This window comes from Myxococcales bacterium (assembly GCA_016699535.1).
Taxonomy (GTDB): domain Bacteria; phylum Myxococcota_A; class Polyangia; order Polyangiales.
This window is the reverse complement of the sequence record CP064980.1, coordinates 278,936-295,948: the sequence shown is the minus strand read 5'-3', so window position 1 is coordinate 295,948 and position 17,013 is coordinate 278,936. Positions and strand designations below refer to the sequence as shown.

20 protein-coding genes and 1 pseudogene are annotated in these 17,013 nt (G+C 50.2%); 17 read left to right on the top strand and 4 right to left on the bottom strand.

The features are described from left to right. Positions 1 to 430 precede the first annotated feature (430 nt). The 3 genes from IPJ88_01575 (at position 431) to IPJ88_01565 (ending at position 2,732) form a co-directional block, all read left to right on the top strand. A complete protein-coding gene (locus IPJ88_01575) occupies positions 431 to 697 on the top strand; it encodes a hypothetical protein (GenBank protein ID QQR90463.1) in 267 nt (88 codons plus the stop codon). Continuing rightward, positions 690 to 2,159 carry a TolC family protein gene (locus IPJ88_01570; GenBank protein ID QQR90462.1) on the top strand — a complete coding sequence of 490 codons (1,470 nt, stop codon included), beginning with the start codon at positions 690 to 692 and terminating at the stop codon, positions 2,157 to 2,159. Before IPJ88_01575 ends, IPJ88_01570 begins: the two co-directional genes overlap by 8 nt. A gap of 69 nt (positions 2,160 to 2,228) precedes the next feature. Continuing rightward, positions 2,229 to 2,732, top strand: a complete 504-nt coding sequence (locus tag IPJ88_01565; GenBank protein ID QQR90461.1) for a cupin domain-containing protein — start codon at positions 2,229 to 2,231, stop codon at positions 2,730 to 2,732. A 35-nt stretch (positions 2,733 to 2,767) separates the two neighbouring features. On the opposite strand, the gene IPJ88_01560 is transcribed toward IPJ88_01565, so the two are convergent. From IPJ88_01560 to IPJ88_01545, 4 genes are all read right to left on the bottom strand, one after another. Next, on the bottom strand, positions 2,768 to 3,571 hold the full coding sequence (locus IPJ88_01560; protein ID QQR90460.1) for a serine protease: 804 nt from the start codon (positions 3,569 to 3,571) through the stop codon (positions 2,768 to 2,770). Positions 3,572 to 3,723: 152 nt separating this feature from the next. Next, entirely contained in the window at positions 3,724 to 4,245 is a 522-nt protein-coding gene (locus tag IPJ88_01555) for a hypothetical protein (GenBank protein ID QQR90459.1), read from the bottom strand. Continuing rightward, positions 4,242 to 5,171 (bottom strand): hypothetical protein, encoded by a 930-nt coding sequence (locus IPJ88_01550; protein QQR90458.1) that lies wholly within the window; start codon positions 5,169 to 5,171, stop codon positions 4,242 to 4,244. The genes IPJ88_01555 and IPJ88_01550 overlap by 4 nt, the downstream gene beginning before the upstream one ends. Before the next feature lie 293 nt (positions 5,172 to 5,464). Then, positions 5,465 to 7,234, bottom strand: coding sequence for a hypothetical protein (locus IPJ88_01545; GenBank protein ID QQR90457.1), 1,770 nt, complete (start codon positions 7,232 to 7,234; stop codon positions 5,465 to 5,467). Positions 7,235 to 8,003: 769 nt separating this feature from the next. Between IPJ88_01545 and IPJ88_01540 the strand changes: the two genes are divergently transcribed. The 14 genes and pseudogenes from IPJ88_01540 to rpsQ all read left to right on the top strand — a co-directional run bounded on the left by IPJ88_01540 (position 8,004) and on the right by rpsQ (position 17,013). After that, positions 8,004 to 8,402: a 30S ribosomal protein S12 gene (locus tag IPJ88_01540; protein QQR90456.1), complete on the top strand. Its 399-nt coding sequence runs from the start codon at positions 8,004 to 8,006 to the stop codon at positions 8,400 to 8,402. A 9-nt stretch (positions 8,403 to 8,411) separates the two neighbouring features. Then, a complete protein-coding gene (gene rpsG / locus IPJ88_01535) occupies positions 8,412 to 8,882 on the top strand; it encodes a 30S ribosomal protein S7 (GenBank protein QQR90455.1) in 471 nt (156 codons plus the stop codon). A 267-nt stretch (positions 8,883 to 9,149) separates the two neighbouring features. Beyond that, complete coding sequence (fusA, locus tag IPJ88_01530) at positions 9,150 to 11,261, top strand: elongation factor G (GenBank protein ID QQR90454.1); 2,112 nt, start codon at positions 9,150 to 9,152, stop codon at positions 11,259 to 11,261. Positions 11,262 to 11,298: 37 nt separating this feature from the next. After that, complete coding sequence (tuf, locus tag IPJ88_01525) at positions 11,299 to 12,489, top strand: elongation factor Tu (GenBank protein ID QQR90453.1); 1,191 nt, start codon at positions 11,299 to 11,301, stop codon at positions 12,487 to 12,489. A 3-nt stretch (positions 12,490 to 12,492) separates the two neighbouring features. Beyond that, on the top strand, positions 12,493 to 12,807 hold the full coding sequence (gene rpsJ / locus IPJ88_01520) for a 30S ribosomal protein S10 (protein ID QQR90452.1): 315 nt from the start codon (positions 12,493 to 12,495) through the stop codon (positions 12,805 to 12,807). Positions 12,808 to 12,816: 9 nt separating this feature from the next. Next, a pseudogene (gene rplD, locus IPJ88_01515) lies at positions 12,817 to 13,447 on the top strand (50S ribosomal protein L4). 8 nt (positions 13,448 to 13,455) lie between these two features. After that, a complete protein-coding gene (locus tag IPJ88_01510; protein QQR90451.1) occupies positions 13,456 to 13,746 on the top strand; it encodes a 50S ribosomal protein L23 in 291 nt (96 codons plus the stop codon). A 2-nt stretch (positions 13,747 to 13,748) separates the two neighbouring features. Further along, the gene (gene rplB / locus IPJ88_01505; GenBank protein ID QQR90450.1) at positions 13,749 to 14,576 is read left to right on the top strand and encodes a 50S ribosomal protein L2; all 828 of its coding nucleotides are present in this window, start codon (positions 13,749 to 13,751) and stop codon (positions 14,574 to 14,576) included. Positions 14,577 to 14,588: 12 nt separating this feature from the next. Then, a complete protein-coding gene (gene rpsS / locus IPJ88_01500) occupies positions 14,589 to 14,891 on the top strand; it encodes a 30S ribosomal protein S19 (protein QQR90449.1) in 303 nt (100 codons plus the stop codon). A gap of 144 nt (positions 14,892 to 15,035) precedes the next feature. Then, a complete protein-coding gene (rplV, locus tag IPJ88_01495; GenBank protein QQR90448.1) occupies positions 15,036 to 15,389 on the top strand; it encodes a 50S ribosomal protein L22 in 354 nt (117 codons plus the stop codon). After that, positions 15,390 to 16,058: a 30S ribosomal protein S3 gene (gene rpsC, locus IPJ88_01490; protein ID QQR90447.1), complete on the top strand. Its 669-nt coding sequence runs from the start codon at positions 15,390 to 15,392 to the stop codon at positions 16,056 to 16,058. 3 nt (positions 16,059 to 16,061) lie between these two features. Beyond that, positions 16,062 to 16,478, top strand: coding sequence for a 50S ribosomal protein L16 (gene rplP, locus IPJ88_01485; protein ID QQR90446.1), 417 nt, complete (start codon positions 16,062 to 16,064; stop codon positions 16,476 to 16,478). Further along, the gene (gene rpmC / locus IPJ88_01480; protein QQR90445.1) at positions 16,475 to 16,690 is read left to right on the top strand and encodes a 50S ribosomal protein L29; all 216 of its coding nucleotides are present in this window, start codon (positions 16,475 to 16,477) and stop codon (positions 16,688 to 16,690) included. Before rplP ends, rpmC begins: the two co-directional genes overlap by 4 nt. Beyond that, positions 16,687 to 17,013: a 30S ribosomal protein S17 gene (gene rpsQ, locus IPJ88_01475; protein QQR90444.1), complete on the top strand. Its 327-nt coding sequence runs from the start codon at positions 16,687 to 16,689 to the stop codon at positions 17,011 to 17,013. The genes rpmC and rpsQ overlap by 4 nt, the downstream gene beginning before the upstream one ends.

The following is a 17,013-nucleotide window of genomic DNA, read 5'->3' as shown; positions in this document are numbered from 1 at the left end:
AATGTCTTCGTTTGTTACTAAGTTGGTTGCGGCTTTCGAGGAGCTATGGGTGCTAGAGGTTCAACGACTGGGATTTGGCATTGGTGTTCAGGAAGTGCGCCTATTCCCGAGCCTGGAGGACAAGGACAGCCTAACTGCCAATAATACTGGTAACAATCACTTCTGCTTGTGAAGAGGGCGGAGCAATCAGTGCAGCAAAAAGGCTCCGTGTTTGGATCCACTCATGTGTTTGCCCCTGACGAAGACAGCATTGGTCGACCGGATCGGTTGCTTCCCAATCGACGGGCTTCAAAGCGCGATAGTGATTGATTTTTTTGTCAATTTCTCGGCCTAGGTATAGGTTGACACCTGCTGGAGGCTGAGGCAGCCTCCGGCGTGCTATTATGAGACTATTATAGTACTGTATAGTATTGGGTAAACGCGATACACGATGTTCTTCGACGTTAACATTCTTGTTCTTGCCGCACAGGATGAAAGTTTCATCCTCCCCGTTGCCTTAAGGAAACATCGCCGGGGCGCATTCTCATTGGAATCTGCTATTGAAGGAGCGAAGGCGCGACTCATGCCCATTCTAATAACTTCTTTTGCATTCATCGCTGGTTTAATGCCTCTTGCTGTTGGCCGTTTTGCGGAAGGCAAAACGCTCATCCAAGACGAGCACGACACAGCACTGACAGAGGGTACTGATTATGAATAGTTACCGTTTAAAGCTAGGCCTGCTGTTGGCCTGTCATTTGTTATTCACTGTGAACTGCTCCGGTTTTTTGCTTCAAGGTGAGGCACGCGAAGCGAACCGCACCGTGCCAAGTCGTTACGGCCACTCTCAAGGCGCTGCGAAGACGAACGCACAGGCAGGTGTGGCCGCACAGAAACACTGGGATGCGATTTTTTTCAACCGCGATCTTAAAGCACTCATTTACGCCGCTTTAAAAAATAACCAGGAACTTAACATCCGTATTCAGGAAATCATCATTGCGAAAAGCGAGCTTAGCTCGAGACGAGGTGAATACCTTCCGAAAGTGAACGCTGTTGCCGGAAGCGGCATTGAAAAAGTTGGCAAACATACAAGCCAAGGAGTTAGCGACGAAACGCACGGAGTGTCTGAGAACCTAGCAGACTTCAACTTTGGTCTGGCGGCATCGTGGGAGCTCGATGTCTGGGGTAAACTGCGAAACGCTGCACAAGCAGCGGACTACCGTTATCTTGCAAGCATCGAAGCGAAAAACTTCCTGGTCACTGAACTCATCGCCGAGATAGCGAATTCCTATTATGACCTTGTTGCACTTGATAACCAACTTGAAGTCGTGTCGAGAAATATCAAGATTCAGGAGAACGCGCTTGAGGTGGTTAAGCTGAAGCAGCAGGCAGCTCGGGCCACGATGCTGGCCGTTCAAAAATTTGAGGCCGAAGTTCTTAAGAACCAGGGACGTAAGTTCGCATTAGAACAAGAGCGAGTCCAAATTGAAAACCGTATCAACTTTCTGGTGGGTCGCTATCCTCAACCGATTGCACGAACAGCGAATACCTTTATGGACAAAAAGCCTGTTGCCATTGCAACAGGAATTCCCTCACAGTTGCTTGAAAACCGACCTGATGTACGACAGGCCATACTAGAACTCGAGGCGGCAAAGCTTGATGTACAAGTCGCCAAGGCGCGTTTTCTTCCAAGATTAAGTCTAGAAGCTGGCGTTGGTTATGAGTCGTTCAATGCCAAGCATCTTGTAGCAACTCCTGCATCGCTTATATATAATTTGGCGGGCAACCTCGTGGCGCCTTTGTTGAACGTTGCGGCGATAAAAGCGGACTATCGTTCAGCAAATGCAAGGCAAATCCAGGCCGTTATTAACTTCGAACGTACCTTGCTCAAAGCGTTCACTGAAGTGTCTAATCAGTTGGCAAAGATTGATAACTATGAAAAGCGTTATGACCGCGTCTCTAAACAGGTAAAAACTCTAGAAGATGCAATCGAAATGTCGAACGTCCTTTATCAATCGGCGCGTGCAGACTACATGGAAGTGTTGATGACGCGGCGCGATGCCCTGGAAGCAGAAGTCGACTTGATTGAAACGAAGAAACAGCAAATGCAAGCCATGGTCGGCGTCTATCAAGCGCTTGGAGGCGGTTGGCAACGAAAAGCAAAAACCAAAAAAGCAATGTAATGCTTTTATGCAGACCGGCGTTATTACGCTATGAAGTCGATGGTGATCTTGTTTTTGTAGAGTGAAACAATGAAAATCTCTGCCGAGGCGCTGATTGAAAAACTTAATTTAGTACCGCTTCCGGAAGAAGGTGGTTACTACTGTGAAAGCTACAGAGCGAAAGGTTTCATTCCCGCAGAGGCCTTGCCGGAACACGGAGGGCGACGGTGCTATGGAACCTGTATTTACTATCTGCTGACACCGGATGAGTTTTCAGGGCTTCACACCGTCACGTCCGATGAGGTTTTTCACTTCTATGCAGGTGACCTGTGCGAGATGATTCAAATCGCTCAAGATGGGACACTCACAGAACATCGTTTAGGCATCGACTTCGCTGCGGGTCAAAGACCACAGGTGGTTGTGCAAGCGGGCGTTTGGCAAGGAAGTCGCCTTGCAGAAGGCGGTCAGTGGGCCCTACTTGGATGCACGGTAAGCCCTGGTTTTGAGTTTAGTGATTTCACCACGGCAAGTCGTCAAGAATTGACTCAACGTTTTCCCCAACACGCCGCTCGAATCGAACAGTTCACGCATTAATTTTTTCACAATGCGAATAGACTGCTTCAACATGCTCAATCCCGAAAGGGAAGGTTGGGAATATGGCTTTGAAGCCAAGCTTGATAGGCTCCGACTTCAGTGTAGATACCACTCGAGCGACAACCCACGCCCCAGCTGACGATTCCGACAAGCGTATCACCTGCAAACAAAGGCCCACCACTGTCTCCTGAGCAACTGTCCTGAAATTCATGAGCAAAGTTGCAGATCATAACATCTCCGAAATAATCGACGTCAGTTAGAGCACCGTAAATCTCATCACACCTTTCATCGGAAACGAGGTCGAGATCAACCTCCTGGAGTATTGCAGGATACCCTCCGTATTCTGTCATCCCCCAACCTGCAACCGTAGCCGAGGTATTTTTGCCGACTCTTCCTGGGACCAGAACCTGGTTGCGAAACGCTTGTTTTAGATGAATCAACGCAATATCGTTTTCAGAAGTCGACGGATCATAATCCTCGTGCAAGTAAATTCGATCCGCATGACTCCACTTCATCGCAGCTAGTGATTTCAGATTGTGCGCGCCTACCACCGATATATAAGTCCCTGGTTCAGACGGCCGTTCGATGCAATGTGCTGCGGTGATAACCCAGCTTTCTGCGATAAGTGCTCCGCCGCAAATCTGATCGTAGTAAGGGTGCCAGGGACCATGCTTAGCATCGATGATCGCTACCATCCAAGGATGGTATGGTGCTTCATGTCCGCCAATAATGGCTTGCCCGTCACTAACACCAAGTTCCTGTTCGGCTTGGACCGCACAGCCACAAAACAGCGCAAGAACAAAGAAAGTACTAAGAAAAAAACAAATTTGAGACTTCATGGTAATTTCCTTCCATGTAATCTCTGTGCCCGCTCAAGCGCATTTCGTTTCAAAAAAAATCGTGCACTATCATTTTTTGTGCGTATCACTTTCGGTAATCGCTGCAAAGACAAAGCGATTAATTGAGATTTGAATTTGTCTGACTTTATGCCTCAGAAAGCTGAAGGGTCTACCAAACAATTGGAAAAGTCTTCACAACTGTAGGACAAACATTGCTCTACCGCCCCACGAGCTTCATCGTGATACACAGGGATTGGAGTGCATCCATCACTACTTAATCCCGAGCACGCTTGGGTTTTATCCATGCATGCAAGATAGAGCTGGTCCTCATCAAGGTTGAGGTTCAGCAACTCAGTCATTTGCCCATAACAGCGGTCATCGCCACCAGAACAATCCAAGTGATTGAAACAATCCTCCATCGCCGCAGTGGCTTTGTCCCAAACAAAAGTCCAAAAGGGTTCTGTTTTGCATTCTTCCAGGTAATTTTCACCTGGAGCGTCCGCATAAAAAGTGGGATCATTGAGTTCTTCCTGACACCGCGTGCGCCAGCCGTCCCATTCATCGCACATGTTCGCAATATCCATCAGGCTTGCCGGGCTCCGAGCAAAATGAGACTCACCTCCGATGCATTCAAATGAGCCAAGCAGTAAAATGATCAACACAACTTTTTTCATGGGGTTCCCTTTCCTGTCGATTCGTTTTCTTTTGCGGTTTGTGCAACTTGAGCACGAAGCTCCGAAGTCGCTTCGCGGAAGCGACAAAGATGCTCATAAACCTCTTCATAGAGAGGGTGATCCTTTTGCAAATCGAAATGATAGGTGCTCCCAAAACAATGCGGCGCAAGCTCGTGGCCCTTGCGTCGCTGAGCACTTGCTGAAATCGTATTGGATACAGCTTGAAAATGGTCGACCATCGCTGCAGCCCATCCACTGGCTTGTCCAACAGGCAAAAGCAGCAGAGGGCTTTCATAGATCTCTTTGCCAGCGATCACTTTGCGCACAATTTGAGCTTCTTCTTCAAGGTGATTTAGAGCATCACGTATCTTTTCTGAACAAAGCGAGGGAAGCTCTTGTTGAGCCTCATCAAAACTTAACTGAGTGCGGTTATGAATGAGCACCCGCAGCATCGCAGCAATAGCCTCTGTCCCGCCCTCATCGATATCATCGGCTCTGACCAATCGATACCGTGCGTTACGTCCATCGCCACTTCGAAAAGCCCAACCGCTCTCAACCATGTCATTAAGTAGCCCTACTATAAGATCGGGATCGGTACGCGGATACTGTTTGATAATTTCTGCACGTCCCGCAGATGGACGGTTTTCAAGAAAGGATACAATTTCATTCCAAAGGTTCGCTTGTCTGGCCGGTGGATTTTCGCGAATCCGGCGAGGTTTTGCATGGTAGGCACGTAACGAAATTCCAAACATGTCGGCAATCACTTTGTGCCCCAGACCTTTAGAGCGCAGCTCTTCAGCGAGCTCGCTAAATACCTGCGTCGCCAAATGGGCCAAAGGAGAACGACTCCCCCCTGTCGTGGCCACTTTTGCTATCAGCACCATCGCCTGCTTAACCAATCCATCTACGAGTAAGTTCAGTTCCATCGCGTTTCCCTATCACTCCCATTCTTATCGACAGTAGAATCCCGCGGGAGTGATAAGAATTGCGCAGGTGCAGCTAGCCGAAATTATTTGATTTTTCCCCACAAACCACTTCCACACCTTATCAACGAGCCCGTTAAAGCTCCCCCAAAGAATGTGCCAAGGCCTTTTACAGTTTCGCCCATCCCGTTATCGATAGTGTTTTTGGGGCCCATTGTTCGAGTGTGAGGTTAAAAGAAAAACCCGGTGCGCTGCTTTGCAATGCACCGGGTTTCTGTGGCCTTTGACGGCGAGCTTTATTCTCCGCGCACCATTGCGGCCTCGACGCAGCGGCTTTCCGTCCAGATGTGGTCGACCTCGAAATTTCCAAAACCGAAAACATCCGAGTTCATCCCCGGCGTGTCGTCCGGAACTAAAACAGAAATTTCGTGGATATCGCTTACGCCCTTCTGAGCAATGGCAGTTTGAATAAACGATGCTTCTGCGCCAAAATCAGAGAAGATCGTGTATACGTTCTTCCCATCGCCGTTATCGGGTGGCACAGAAAACACCGCATCTGACCAGGTGTTCACGGTGTCTTGATTTTCGTCCACGTGGTAGGCGAGCATCACCGGGCGTGTAGCTTTGCGTTTGTTTTCAATTCTGATTACTTGGCGTTCGATTAGTGGCGCGGTGCAGCTGTTTGCTCCTTTGCTGCCTGTATTGAAATGATTGACCCGATCCCAGCCTTCCGGGAGTTCGGGGTCGCGAACGAGCCATCCATCCCGCATCTGCACTTGGTAGACCGGTTTGCAGTTGCTATCTGCTTTAAGGTCATCAGCATCGCGCTGCAAACGTAGCAGTTGGGCGTCGATGTGATGCACATTACCTTCTGCCAAATCTAAATTGCCCTCATCTTCTACGTGCATCGCTTCCCAGACCGAATCGATTACGGCAAACACAGTCGCGTCTCTCAGACGCTCGCCGGGATTAAGCTGGACGGAGGTGCGGTACAGGCCGTCTCCTCCCTGGTAGTCGCGTGTTGAAACAAAGGTGACGGTGTGGGTTTCACCTGCAGTGTTTTCCAGGACAGCTTGCACCCTGTATTCCATCGGGCGTTCGTCCAGTTCGGTGTGGATTTCCAAAGGAAAGGCCGATACTTCGTTGTAATCGCAAAACGGTTCATAAAAATTTACGTGTGCATCACTATAGACACGCACTTCTTGCGTGCAGGAACTTTCCCCCTGCTCGTTGATGGGGCATTCGCGATGCCAACACTCGTTTTCGCTTTGCTCTTGGATGGCGGAGCAACTTCCTTCGGGGTTGTCTCCTCCCAGAAAGGTTCCAAGGGCAGTGCCTCGGTTAGCGAGGCAGTTTTGCTCCAAGCGATCGATTTTTCCTTGATCATGGATTTGATCCAAAATCTCACTGACTCCTTCGCTGTAATAGAGTTCTTGGCACAAAGAACGCAGGCCCCCAGAGTTGTACATTCCAGTGCCACTTAGATCACTGCAATCGTTTAGCCAATTGGTATTGAAGGTTCCGTCTTTATCCAGAAACAAGGCATACAGACGGTTTGTGGCCGCAAAATGGTTTACATCCATAGTGCTAAGCACTTCTGGCTCGAACGCAGGCCAAGAATCTCGATCGATGCGAGCTTGCACTACCGCATCGGCCTTTTCTTGGGCGCTTTCGCTCTGCAAGCCGTTGAGATCGAAGTCGATAAAGGCTGCGATGATGTTGTGGTCTTTGTTGGCTTCGACCAATTCTTGCCAAGGGTCCGTTTTAGGGTCGCCATCCGCCCAACGCGTTCCGGATTCCCCTACAAACCACTTTGTCTTGACGTAGAAGTCAGTGCGGTGTTGATCTGCAAGTCCGGCGCAGCTATTGGTGCACTCATCGTACGCAGCCTGCGCTTCTGCGGCGCACTGGGCGCGCACATCGCCAATGCTTGGTAGATTTTGTTTTGATGCATCCGAGCCAAGGCCAGGCTCCGATCCCATGCTGCAAGCAAAAAGGAGAGCTGGCAAAAGGCCCAGCCACCATTGTTGGTGACGATTAAATGGTGCAAACGAATAAAGGCTCATACTTCCTCCAAAAACCACGTAGGACAACGTGGAGCATTTCAAGACGTCGGAGCACATAAGCAACGATCGTGCCAGCGATACAGATGTCCATGGCGGTAGAAAAAGCTCAATGGAATTGGGCAGGCAAGGTGGACCATCGGCGTTGGGATGCCCCTAAGCTGTAAAAATTCGTGCCCAAGTAGGTCACAGATGTCCCCAAAGTGGCTACAACTGTGGCCGCCAGCTACACCGTATGGGGACATGCTCTAGGTGAATAAACAAAGTAATTTCAACATATTACAGACAAGACCGCGGGACCGTTTTGAGACACAACCGTTTCGCGATCGCACTCACAACCTCTAGTGATCATTCGACGAGCTCAGGTGGAGCAGGCAAGCGTCTCCAGCACACCGACTATACAGATTACAAACCGTTTGGTTTCAAATGTGGATTTGTATGTTTGGCAATTTTAATTGTGTTTTAATGACAAACTTGTCTGTTTTATACCATAAACATGCCAAATTTGGCATTTTTGGTACATTAATCGGGCTTGATGCTTAATTATCTAGAGGCGATGAAGCGCTTTTATGGGATAGCGCCAACCGAGCGAGCACTTGGCTCAAGCCTGAGTGGTCCCCCGGACCGCTTTTGATAATTATTAGGTGAGATAAAAGCCGCTGGATCATGGTCTTGGCGCGTAGAGCTGCAAATTGATCGCTTTTTAGGGTGTCTGCGGCTTGACAGGAGCTGCGGGAAAAGTAATGTTCCCGCTCCCGAAACTGGAAGAGACATGCCTACTATTAATCAGTTGGTCCGAAAGGGCCGAAAAAAGCAGATAGACCGCACCGATTCACCGGCGCTTCAGAACTGTCCACAAAAGCGTGGCGTGTGCACACGCGTGTACACCACGACTCCTAAGAAGCCGAACTCGGCGCTGCGTAAGGTCGCTCGTGTGCGTTTATCAAACGGCATCGAAGCCACCACTTACATTCCAGGTGAAGGCCATAACCTTCAAGAGCACAGCGTTGTGTTGATCCGTGGTGGTCGTGTTAAGGACTTACCCGGTGTGCGCTACCACGTGGTGCGCGGCACGCTTGATGCAGCTGGTGCTGAAGGTCCATCGAATACAAACAAGGCGAACCGAACACAGGGTCGCTCTAAGTATGGCGTCAAACGCCCCAAGAAATAAGGAATAGTTATGCCACGCCGTCGCGAAGTTCCAAAACGCAAAATCCTTCCTGATCCCAAGTTTCACGAGCGCAACGTGGCCAAGTTCATGAACGTGGTCATGAAGGGTGGTAAAAAATCCACAGCTGAAGGCATTGTCTATGGCGCATTTGAAATCATCAATCAGCGCTACAAAGAAGATCCTCTTGATGTCTTCAAGCGTGCGCTTGATAGCGTCAAACCCAAAGTCGAAGTGAAAAGCCGTCGCGTCGGTGGTGCAACCTATCAGGTGCCTGTTGAAGTGCGTTCCGATCGTCGCAACGCTTTAGCCATGCGTTGGCTAACCCAATACAGCCGTCAACGTGGTGAGAAAACCATGATTGAGCGTCTTGCTGCAGAGCTTGTTGAAGCGTCCCAAGGTCGCGGCGGCGCCGTGAAGAAGCGTGAAGATACACACCGTATGGCAGAAGCCAACCGAGCTTTTGCTCACTTTAGGTGGTAGAAAATTTAAGTGTGGGTAGGTCCTTTTGGGAAACCACCTGCAGAGGAGAGCAACGACCCTTAACATGACAAAGCACACATAGACGAGAGCGTCGCTTTAGAACAACTATCAAGTTCTAGTACAAAAAAGTAAGACGTGCTCGAAACCCTTTTCCAGAAGAGTCGATTCGAAGGTAATCGCGGGGCTGGTGAAGGGTTTTGTTGTATTTGGCGGAGCGCACGCTCGTGTGACGCAAGCATCACAAGGTCAGTCGCAAAAATAGTCACCATGGCACGGCAATACCCATTAGAAAGAACCCGTAATATCGGGATTATGGCGCACATCGACGCGGGTAAAACCACGACGACTGAGCGTATTCTTTTCTATACGGGCGTGAACTACAAAATCGGCGAAGTACACGACGGCGCTGCGACCATGGATTACATGGAACAAGAGCAAGAGCGCGGCATCACCATCACATCGGCGGCAACGACCTGTTTTTGGAAGCCGCTTGACGGTCCTTATCAAGACCTCGACTTTCGCATTAACATTATTGATACGCCTGGGCACGTGGACTTTACCATTGAAGTGGAGCGTTCCTTGCGCGTGCTTGATGGTGCGGTGGCTGTGTTTGATGGTGTGGCTGGTGTTGAGCCTCAATCGGAGACTGTCTGGCGCCAAGCCGACAAATACAAAGTGCCGCGCATGTGCTTTGTGAATAAAATGGATAGAGCAGGCGCTAATTTTCCAAAAGCGCTCAAGTCCATTCGTACACGCCTGGGTGCAAACGGTGTGGCCGTTCAAATTCCCATGGGCAGCGAGGAGTTCCACCGTGGCATCATCGACTTAGTGAAAATGAAGGGCATCGAGTTTCAAGATGACAAGCTTGGCGCTGAGTTTAAAGAAGTCGATATCCCTGCTGAGTTTGCTGAAGAGGCTAAGATCTATCGCGATAAATTAATTGAAGCGGTTGCTGAAATCGATGATGCGCTCATGGAACGCTACCTCGAGGGCAACGCCGAGTTTTCGCAAGTTGAAATTCTTGCTGCGCTTCGCAAAGGAACGCTTGCTCAAAGCCTTGTGCCGGTGTTTTGTGGATCGGCTTTTAAGAACAAAGGCGTGCAACAGTTGCTTGATGGCGTCGTAAACTTTTTGCCATCCCCGATGGATGTGCCGCCTGTCCAAGGCCTAAAACCAGGTACGGATGTCGTTGATACGCGAGAGGCATCGGATGATGCACCGTTTAGCGCGCTCGCCTTTAAAATCATCAACGATCCGTTTGTAGGCCAGCTAACGTTCTTGCGTGTGTACTCGGGCTCTGTGCAAAGCGGCACTGCGGTGCTCAACACGACCAAAGATAAGCGCGAGCGCATTGGGCGCTTGTTGCTCATGCACGCCAACAAACGCGAAGACATTAAAGAAATCGAAGCCGGCAATATTTGTGCGGCGGTCGGATTAAAGACGGCCACCACTGGCGATACACTTTGCTCGGACAAAGCGCCGATCCTTTTAGAGCGCATGGAGTTTCCGGATCCGGTGATTTCCGTTGCGGTCGAACCGAAAACCAAAGTCGATCAAACCAAACTGGGTGAATCCTTAGGTAAACTTGCTGCTGAAGATCCTTCCTTCAGGGCGCATACCGATGAAGAAACGGGTCAGACCATTATTTCAGGCATGGGCGAGCTTCATCTTGACATCATCGTCGACCGCCTCAAGCGCGAGTTCAAAGTGGATTGCAACGTGGGTCAGCCTGAGGTCGCCTATCGCGAGGGCATCAAAGACACCGTTAAAATCGAAGGGAAATACGTCAAACAGTCCGGTGGCCATGGAATGTATGGTCACGTATGGCTTGAATTGGGCCCAGGCGAAGCAGGAAAAGGCTTTGTTTTTGAAGATAAGATCGTCGGGGGCACGATACCTCGAGAGTTCATTCCCTCCGTTGAAAAAGGCATTAAAAGCTCGATGCAGCGTGGTGTGTTAGCGGGTTATCCTTTGGTCGATCTGCACGCCAAGCTGGTAGATGGCTCCTATCATGACGTCGATTCTTCGGGTCCAGCTTTTGAAGTGGCTGCCTCGATGGCTTTTAAAGATGGGGCCAAAAAAGCCGGTCTTTTCCTACTTGAACCGGTGATGTCGGTCGAAGTTGTGGTGCCAGAAGAGTACATGGGAGATGTTATTGGTGATTTGAACTCGCGCAGAGGCAAAGTTACTGGTATGGAGGACCGCGGAAACGCCAAAGTGGTCGATGCTGAGGTTCCTCTTGCGACCATGTTTGGTTATTCAACCGATTTGCGAAGTAAAACACAAGGGCGCGCCACATACAGCATGCAGTTTCATCAGTACTCTGCGGTGCCCAGCAACGTACAAGAAGAAATCGTAGCCAAAGTAAGAGGCTTCTGAAGTTTGTTGAAAGATTTAGTTAAGGAGAAAACAGGTTATGTCGAAAGAGAAATTTCAAAGATCGAAACCCCACTTGAACGTTGGCACGATTGGTCACATTGACCATGGAAAAACAACGACCACCGCAGCCATTACCAAGGTGCTGAGCGAGAAGTTTGGCGGCTCTGCGATTTCCTATGCTGACATTGCCAAGGGCGGCACAGTGCGTGACGATAGCAAGATTGTCACGATTGCAGTGAGCCATGTGGAGTACGAGACGGACAACCGTCACTATGCACACGTGGACTGCCCCGGACACGCCGATTACATCAAAAACATGATCACGGGTGCTGCACAGATGGACGGCGCGATTCTGGTGGTAAGTGCTGCCGATGGCCCGATGCCGCAGACCAAAGAGCACGTGCTTTTGGCACGTCAGGTGGGTGTGCCGCAGATCGTCGTGTTCTTGAACAAAGTCGATACGGTGGATGACAAAGATTTGCTTGAGCTTGTGGAGATGGAAGTTCGCGACCTTCTGAGCAAGTACGAGTTTGATGGCGACAACATTCCAGTGGTTCCTGGTAGTGCGCTCGGAGCGCTTCAAGGCAAGCCAGAGGGTGTTGAGTCGATTTTGAACTTGATGAAGGCAGTGGATGAGTGGATCCCCGAGCCAAAGCGCGACATCGACAAGCCATTCTTGATGGCGATCGAAGATGTGTTCAGCATCAAGGGCCGCGGTACGGTGGTGACCGGACGTGTGGAACGTGGAGTGATCAAGGTTGGAGAAGAAGTGGAGATTCTCGGCTTCACGGACCCCAAAAAGACGGTGGTCACTGGCGTGGAGATGTTCCGCAAGCTGCTCGATCAGGGACAAGCTGGAGATAACGTGGGCTGTTTGCTACGTGGTATTGAAAAAGACCAGGTGGAGCGCGGTCAGGTGCTAGCGCATCCCGGAACGCTAAAGACACACAAGAAGTTTGAAGGTGAAGTGTACGTTCTAAAGAAGGAAGAAGGCGGAAGGCACAAGCCGTTCTTTACGAACTACCGTCCGCAGTTCTATATGCGCACAACGGATGTGACCGGAACGATCACCTTGGCAGATGATGTGAAGATGGTGATGCCCGGCGACAACGTAAAGATCAACGTGGAGTTGATTACCGTGGTGGCGCTTGAAGACAAGCAGCGCTTTGCGATTCGTGAAGGTGGCCGCACCGTCGGTGCCGGTGTTGTGACTAAGATTTTGGAGTAAACTGTGGCAACCCAAGCAACAAAAATTAGAATTCGTCTGAAGGCCTACGATCACCGTCTGTTGGATCAGTCGGCAAGCGAGATTGTGGACACTGTCCGGCGCACGGGTGCGCAGGTCGCAGGTCCCATCCCGCTTCCAACACGCATCAACAAGTACACCGTGCTTCGTGGTCCACACGTGGATAAAAAATCGCGCGAGCAGTTTGAAATACGTACACACAAACGCTTACTCGATATTTTAGAGCCAACCCAACAGACTCTCGATGCTTTGATGAAGCTCGATTTGTCAGCTGGCGTTGACGTAGAAATCAAATCCTAAGAGTACATCATGGCAAAAATCGAAGTATACGATCTAAAACGGAAAAAAGTGGGTGAGCTTGAGCTCGCTGATGAAGTCTTTGCGGCTGAAGTCAACGAAGCCTTGCTCTACGATGTGCTCAAAGCTCAGCTTGCATCCAAGCGCAGCGGCACGGCCAAGACCAAGAACCGTGCAGAGGTTTCTGGTTCCACGCGCAAGATTTACAAGCAAAAAGGAACCGGTCGTGCACGTCACGGCGGGATCCGGGCGCCCATCTTTGTGGGTGGCGGTCAAGCGCATGGGCCTCAGCCAAGAGACTACAGCTATCGTCCTCCTCGCAAAGTACGCGTTGGGGCTTTGCGTAGTGCGCTTTCTTTGAAAGCTAAAAGAAGGCAAACTCACAGTGGTTGATGGTTTTGAGCTTGCAGAGACCAAAACCAAGACCTTGAACGATGTGCTCAAAGCCCTCAAAGTCGTCAAGAGCTCACTTATTGTTGATAAAGACAGCAATGACAAGCTTCGGCTAAGTGCCCGAAACCTTGAAAAGCATCAATATCTTCCTCCCGAGGGAGTTAACCTTTACGACTTGCTACGTCATGAGCATTTGGTGGTCACCAAAGAAGCTGCCATGGCATTGCAAGATCGATGCAAGAGCGCGTGAGGTAGATTGTGCAAATAGAAGACATTATTAAAAAACCTTTAGTTTTGACGGAAAAGGGAAATACCCTTCGCGAGCAAGAGAACACCTACTTGTTTGAGGTCGATCTGCGCGCCAATAAAGCTGAAATCCGCAACGCGGTTGAATCGCTTTTCAACGTCCATGTTGACAATGTTCGCACGCTTATCATGCGCGGACAGATGCGACGCATGGGTCGTGGATACGCTAAAACTAGAAACTGGAAAAAAGCCATGGTGACTTTGAAGCCTGGCCAACAAATCGAAATGTTTGAAGGGGCCTGATCATGCCAGTAAGACGTTTTAAACCGACATCACCTGCGCGCCGTTACTTTGAAGTCAACACTTTTGAGAACATAAGCAAGGAGCGACCGCTCAAAAAGCTTACTGAAGCTCAGAGCAGCACGGCAGGTCGTAACAATCTTGGACGCATTACTTCGCGTTTTCGTGGAGGCGGTCACAAGCACAAATACCGTTTGATTGATTTCAAACGAGGCAAGATTGGTGTGCCAGGCAAAGTGCATTGGATTGAATACGATCCAAACCGCAGTGCGCACATTGCTCTTATTCACTACGTTGATGGAAGCAAAGCTTACATGCTTGCCCCCGATGGCTTGAGTGCTGGAGATGAAGTCCTTTCGTCCCGAAATGCGGACATCAAACCGGGCAACGCCATGCCTCTTCGGCACATGCCGCTGGGCACTATGGTTCATGCGATTGAAATGAAGCCTGGCAAAGGGGCACAGCTTGTGCGCTCCGCAGGAACAGCGGCGCAGCTTATGGCTAAAGATGGCGATTATGCTCAGGTCAGGTTGCCGTCTTCAGAGGTGCGAATGGTGCATTTGGACTGCCGCGCTACGGTCGGGCAAGTCTCCAACGCTGAGCATGCACGTATCTCGATTGGTAAAGCTGGAAGATCCCGTTGGCTTGGACGTCGTCCGCATAACCGCGGTGTGACCATGAACCCAGTGGATCATCCTATGGGTGGTGGTGAAGGCCGTACCTCCGGTGGTCGTCACCCTTGCTCGCCTTGGGGTCAGAAGTCCAAAGGTCTAAAAACAAGAACGAACAAACGAAGCGACAAGTTTATCGTCAAACGTCGCTCGAAGAAGTGAGAGAGTTAGAAGATGGCACGTTCAGTTAAAAAAGGTCCTTTCATTGATTCGCACTTGGAAAGCAAAGTGGACAATGCGCAGAAGAACAATGAGAAGAAAATCATCAAAACTTGGTCTCGCCGTTCGACGATTACACCCGATTTCGTTGGTTTGACCTTTGCAGTTCATAATGGCCGTAAGTTTGTCACTGTATTTGTGACTGAAAATATGGTCGGGCACAAAATGGGTGAATTTGCGCCAACTCGGACCTTTACCGGACATGCGGCTGACCGCAAAACCGGCAAGAAGGTCAATCCGACCACAGGAAAACGCTAAATGTTTGAAGTAGAAGTAGAATCTAGCCGGGTTAAACGGCTTTATCGTAGTGCGGTCGCCTTGAGCGTTTGGGCCGGCCATGCTACAGACCTGACCCTTTTTCGGCTCCCGGTAGCGAAGAAGAAAGACGATTAGGAGAGGCTCATGGAGGCGGTTGCTAAAGCTCGATTCGCACGAATATCCCCGCGTAAAGCGCGAGTGATTGTTAATCTTGTGCGTGGCAAAAATGCGGCAGAAGCGCTGGATATTCTTCGTTTTACGAGAAAATCTGCAGCGCCGCTCGTGGCGAAGCTCATTGACAGCGCGATAGCCAATGCACGCGACAAGGATGATGCTGTTAACCTAGACGCGCTTTTCGTAAGCGAGGCCTTTGCAAACAAGGCACCAGATTCGATGATGCGTCGTTGGCGTCCACGGGCACAAGGCCGGGCCACGCGTATTGTTAAAGGCATGAGCCACATCACTGTGGTCCTCAGTCAAAGAGAGGGTAAGAACTAAATGGGCCAGAAAACACATCCGTTTGGCTTTCGGCTTGGAGTGACCCGCACCTGGAACTCTAAGTGGTATGGCGATAAGCAATATTCACGTTGGCTTCATGAAGATCTTAAGCTTCGTGAGACCATTAAGAAGAAGTTCATGCACGCGGGCATTGCTGGCATTGAGATCGAGCGCGCAGCAAATAAAGTTAAAGTTGTCATCGCTACTTCACGTCCCGGTATCATTATTGGCAAGCGTGGTGCCGGTGTTGAGCAACTCAAGGCTGAGCTTCAGAAGCTTACCGAAAACGAGCTTTACATCGACATTCAAGAGGTGCGTCGTGCGGAAACCAACGCCCAGTTGGTTGCTGAAAACATCGCAACACAGCTTGAGCGTCGCGTTTCTTTTCGCCGCGCTATGAAAAAAGCCATGTCAACGGCCATGAAATTTGGAGCCAAGGGTGTCCGTGTTTATGCCGGAGGCCGTCTTGGTGGCGCGGAAATCGCGCGCTCCGAAAGTTACCGCGAAGGTCGTGTGCCTTTGCATACGCTTCGTGCCGACATCGAATTTGGAGTGGCTACGGCGCACACTACCTACGGTGCCATTGGTGTTAAATGTTGGATTTTTAAAGGTGAAGTTCTTCCACAGCGTCAGTGGCGCGGTGGTCAGGCTCAGCAAGCGCGGGGATAAGCCATGTTAAGTCCAAAACGAACAAAATTCAGAAAGCAAATGAAGGGCCGTATGCGCGGCGTAGCGCACCGCGGTAGCGATGTGTCCTTTGGCGATTACGGGTTGCAGGTCCTTGGTTGTGGCCGCATTTCTGCTCGGCAAATCGAAGCTGCTCGTATGGCGATTCAGCGTCACGTCAAACGTCAAGGCAAACTCTTTATTCGCGTATTTCCTGACAAGCCCATCACCAAAAAGCCACTTGAAACTCGTATGGGTAAAGGTAAAGGCAGTGTTGAAGAATGGGTGAGTGTCGTTCGACCAGGCAAGGTACTCTACGAGATTGAGGGTGTTCCAGAGGCGATTGCCGAAGCAGCATTCAGACTTGCCAGCGTGAAGCTACCGTTGCCAACGCGATTTATTCGCCGTGAGGATCAGTTATGAAGTTCGAAGAAATCAAAGAGCGATCCACAGATGATCTGGAAGGTTTGGAAAAGGAACTGCGAAGGGAACTTTGGCAGGCTCGTTTCGCCAATGCGACAAATCAACTCGAGGACACCGCAAAAATCAAGCGTTTGCGCCGTGACATTGCTCGGGCAAAAACACTAAAAACCCAACGTCTTTCCCAAAGCCAAGCAAATGAGGCCGGTCAATGAATAGTCCCCTAAACACAGCGCAAAGCGCAAAGGCAACTGAGCCGACTACCGAGCGTGGCAGCCGAAGGCGCCTGTCTGGTCGTGTGGTCAATGACACTTCCAACCCAAAGCGTGCTCAAAAGACCGTGGTGGTTGAAGTCGTCCGTCGTTTCCGTGATCCGGTGTACGGAAAATACGTGAAGCGTCGTAAGCGCTACCACGCCCATGATGAAACCAACACTTACCAGACACGTGATTTGGTTGAGATAAAAGAAAGCCGTCCGCTTTCAGCAACCAAGCGTTGGATCGTAACCCGCTTGCTTGAGCGTCCGGAGGAGGTCTAA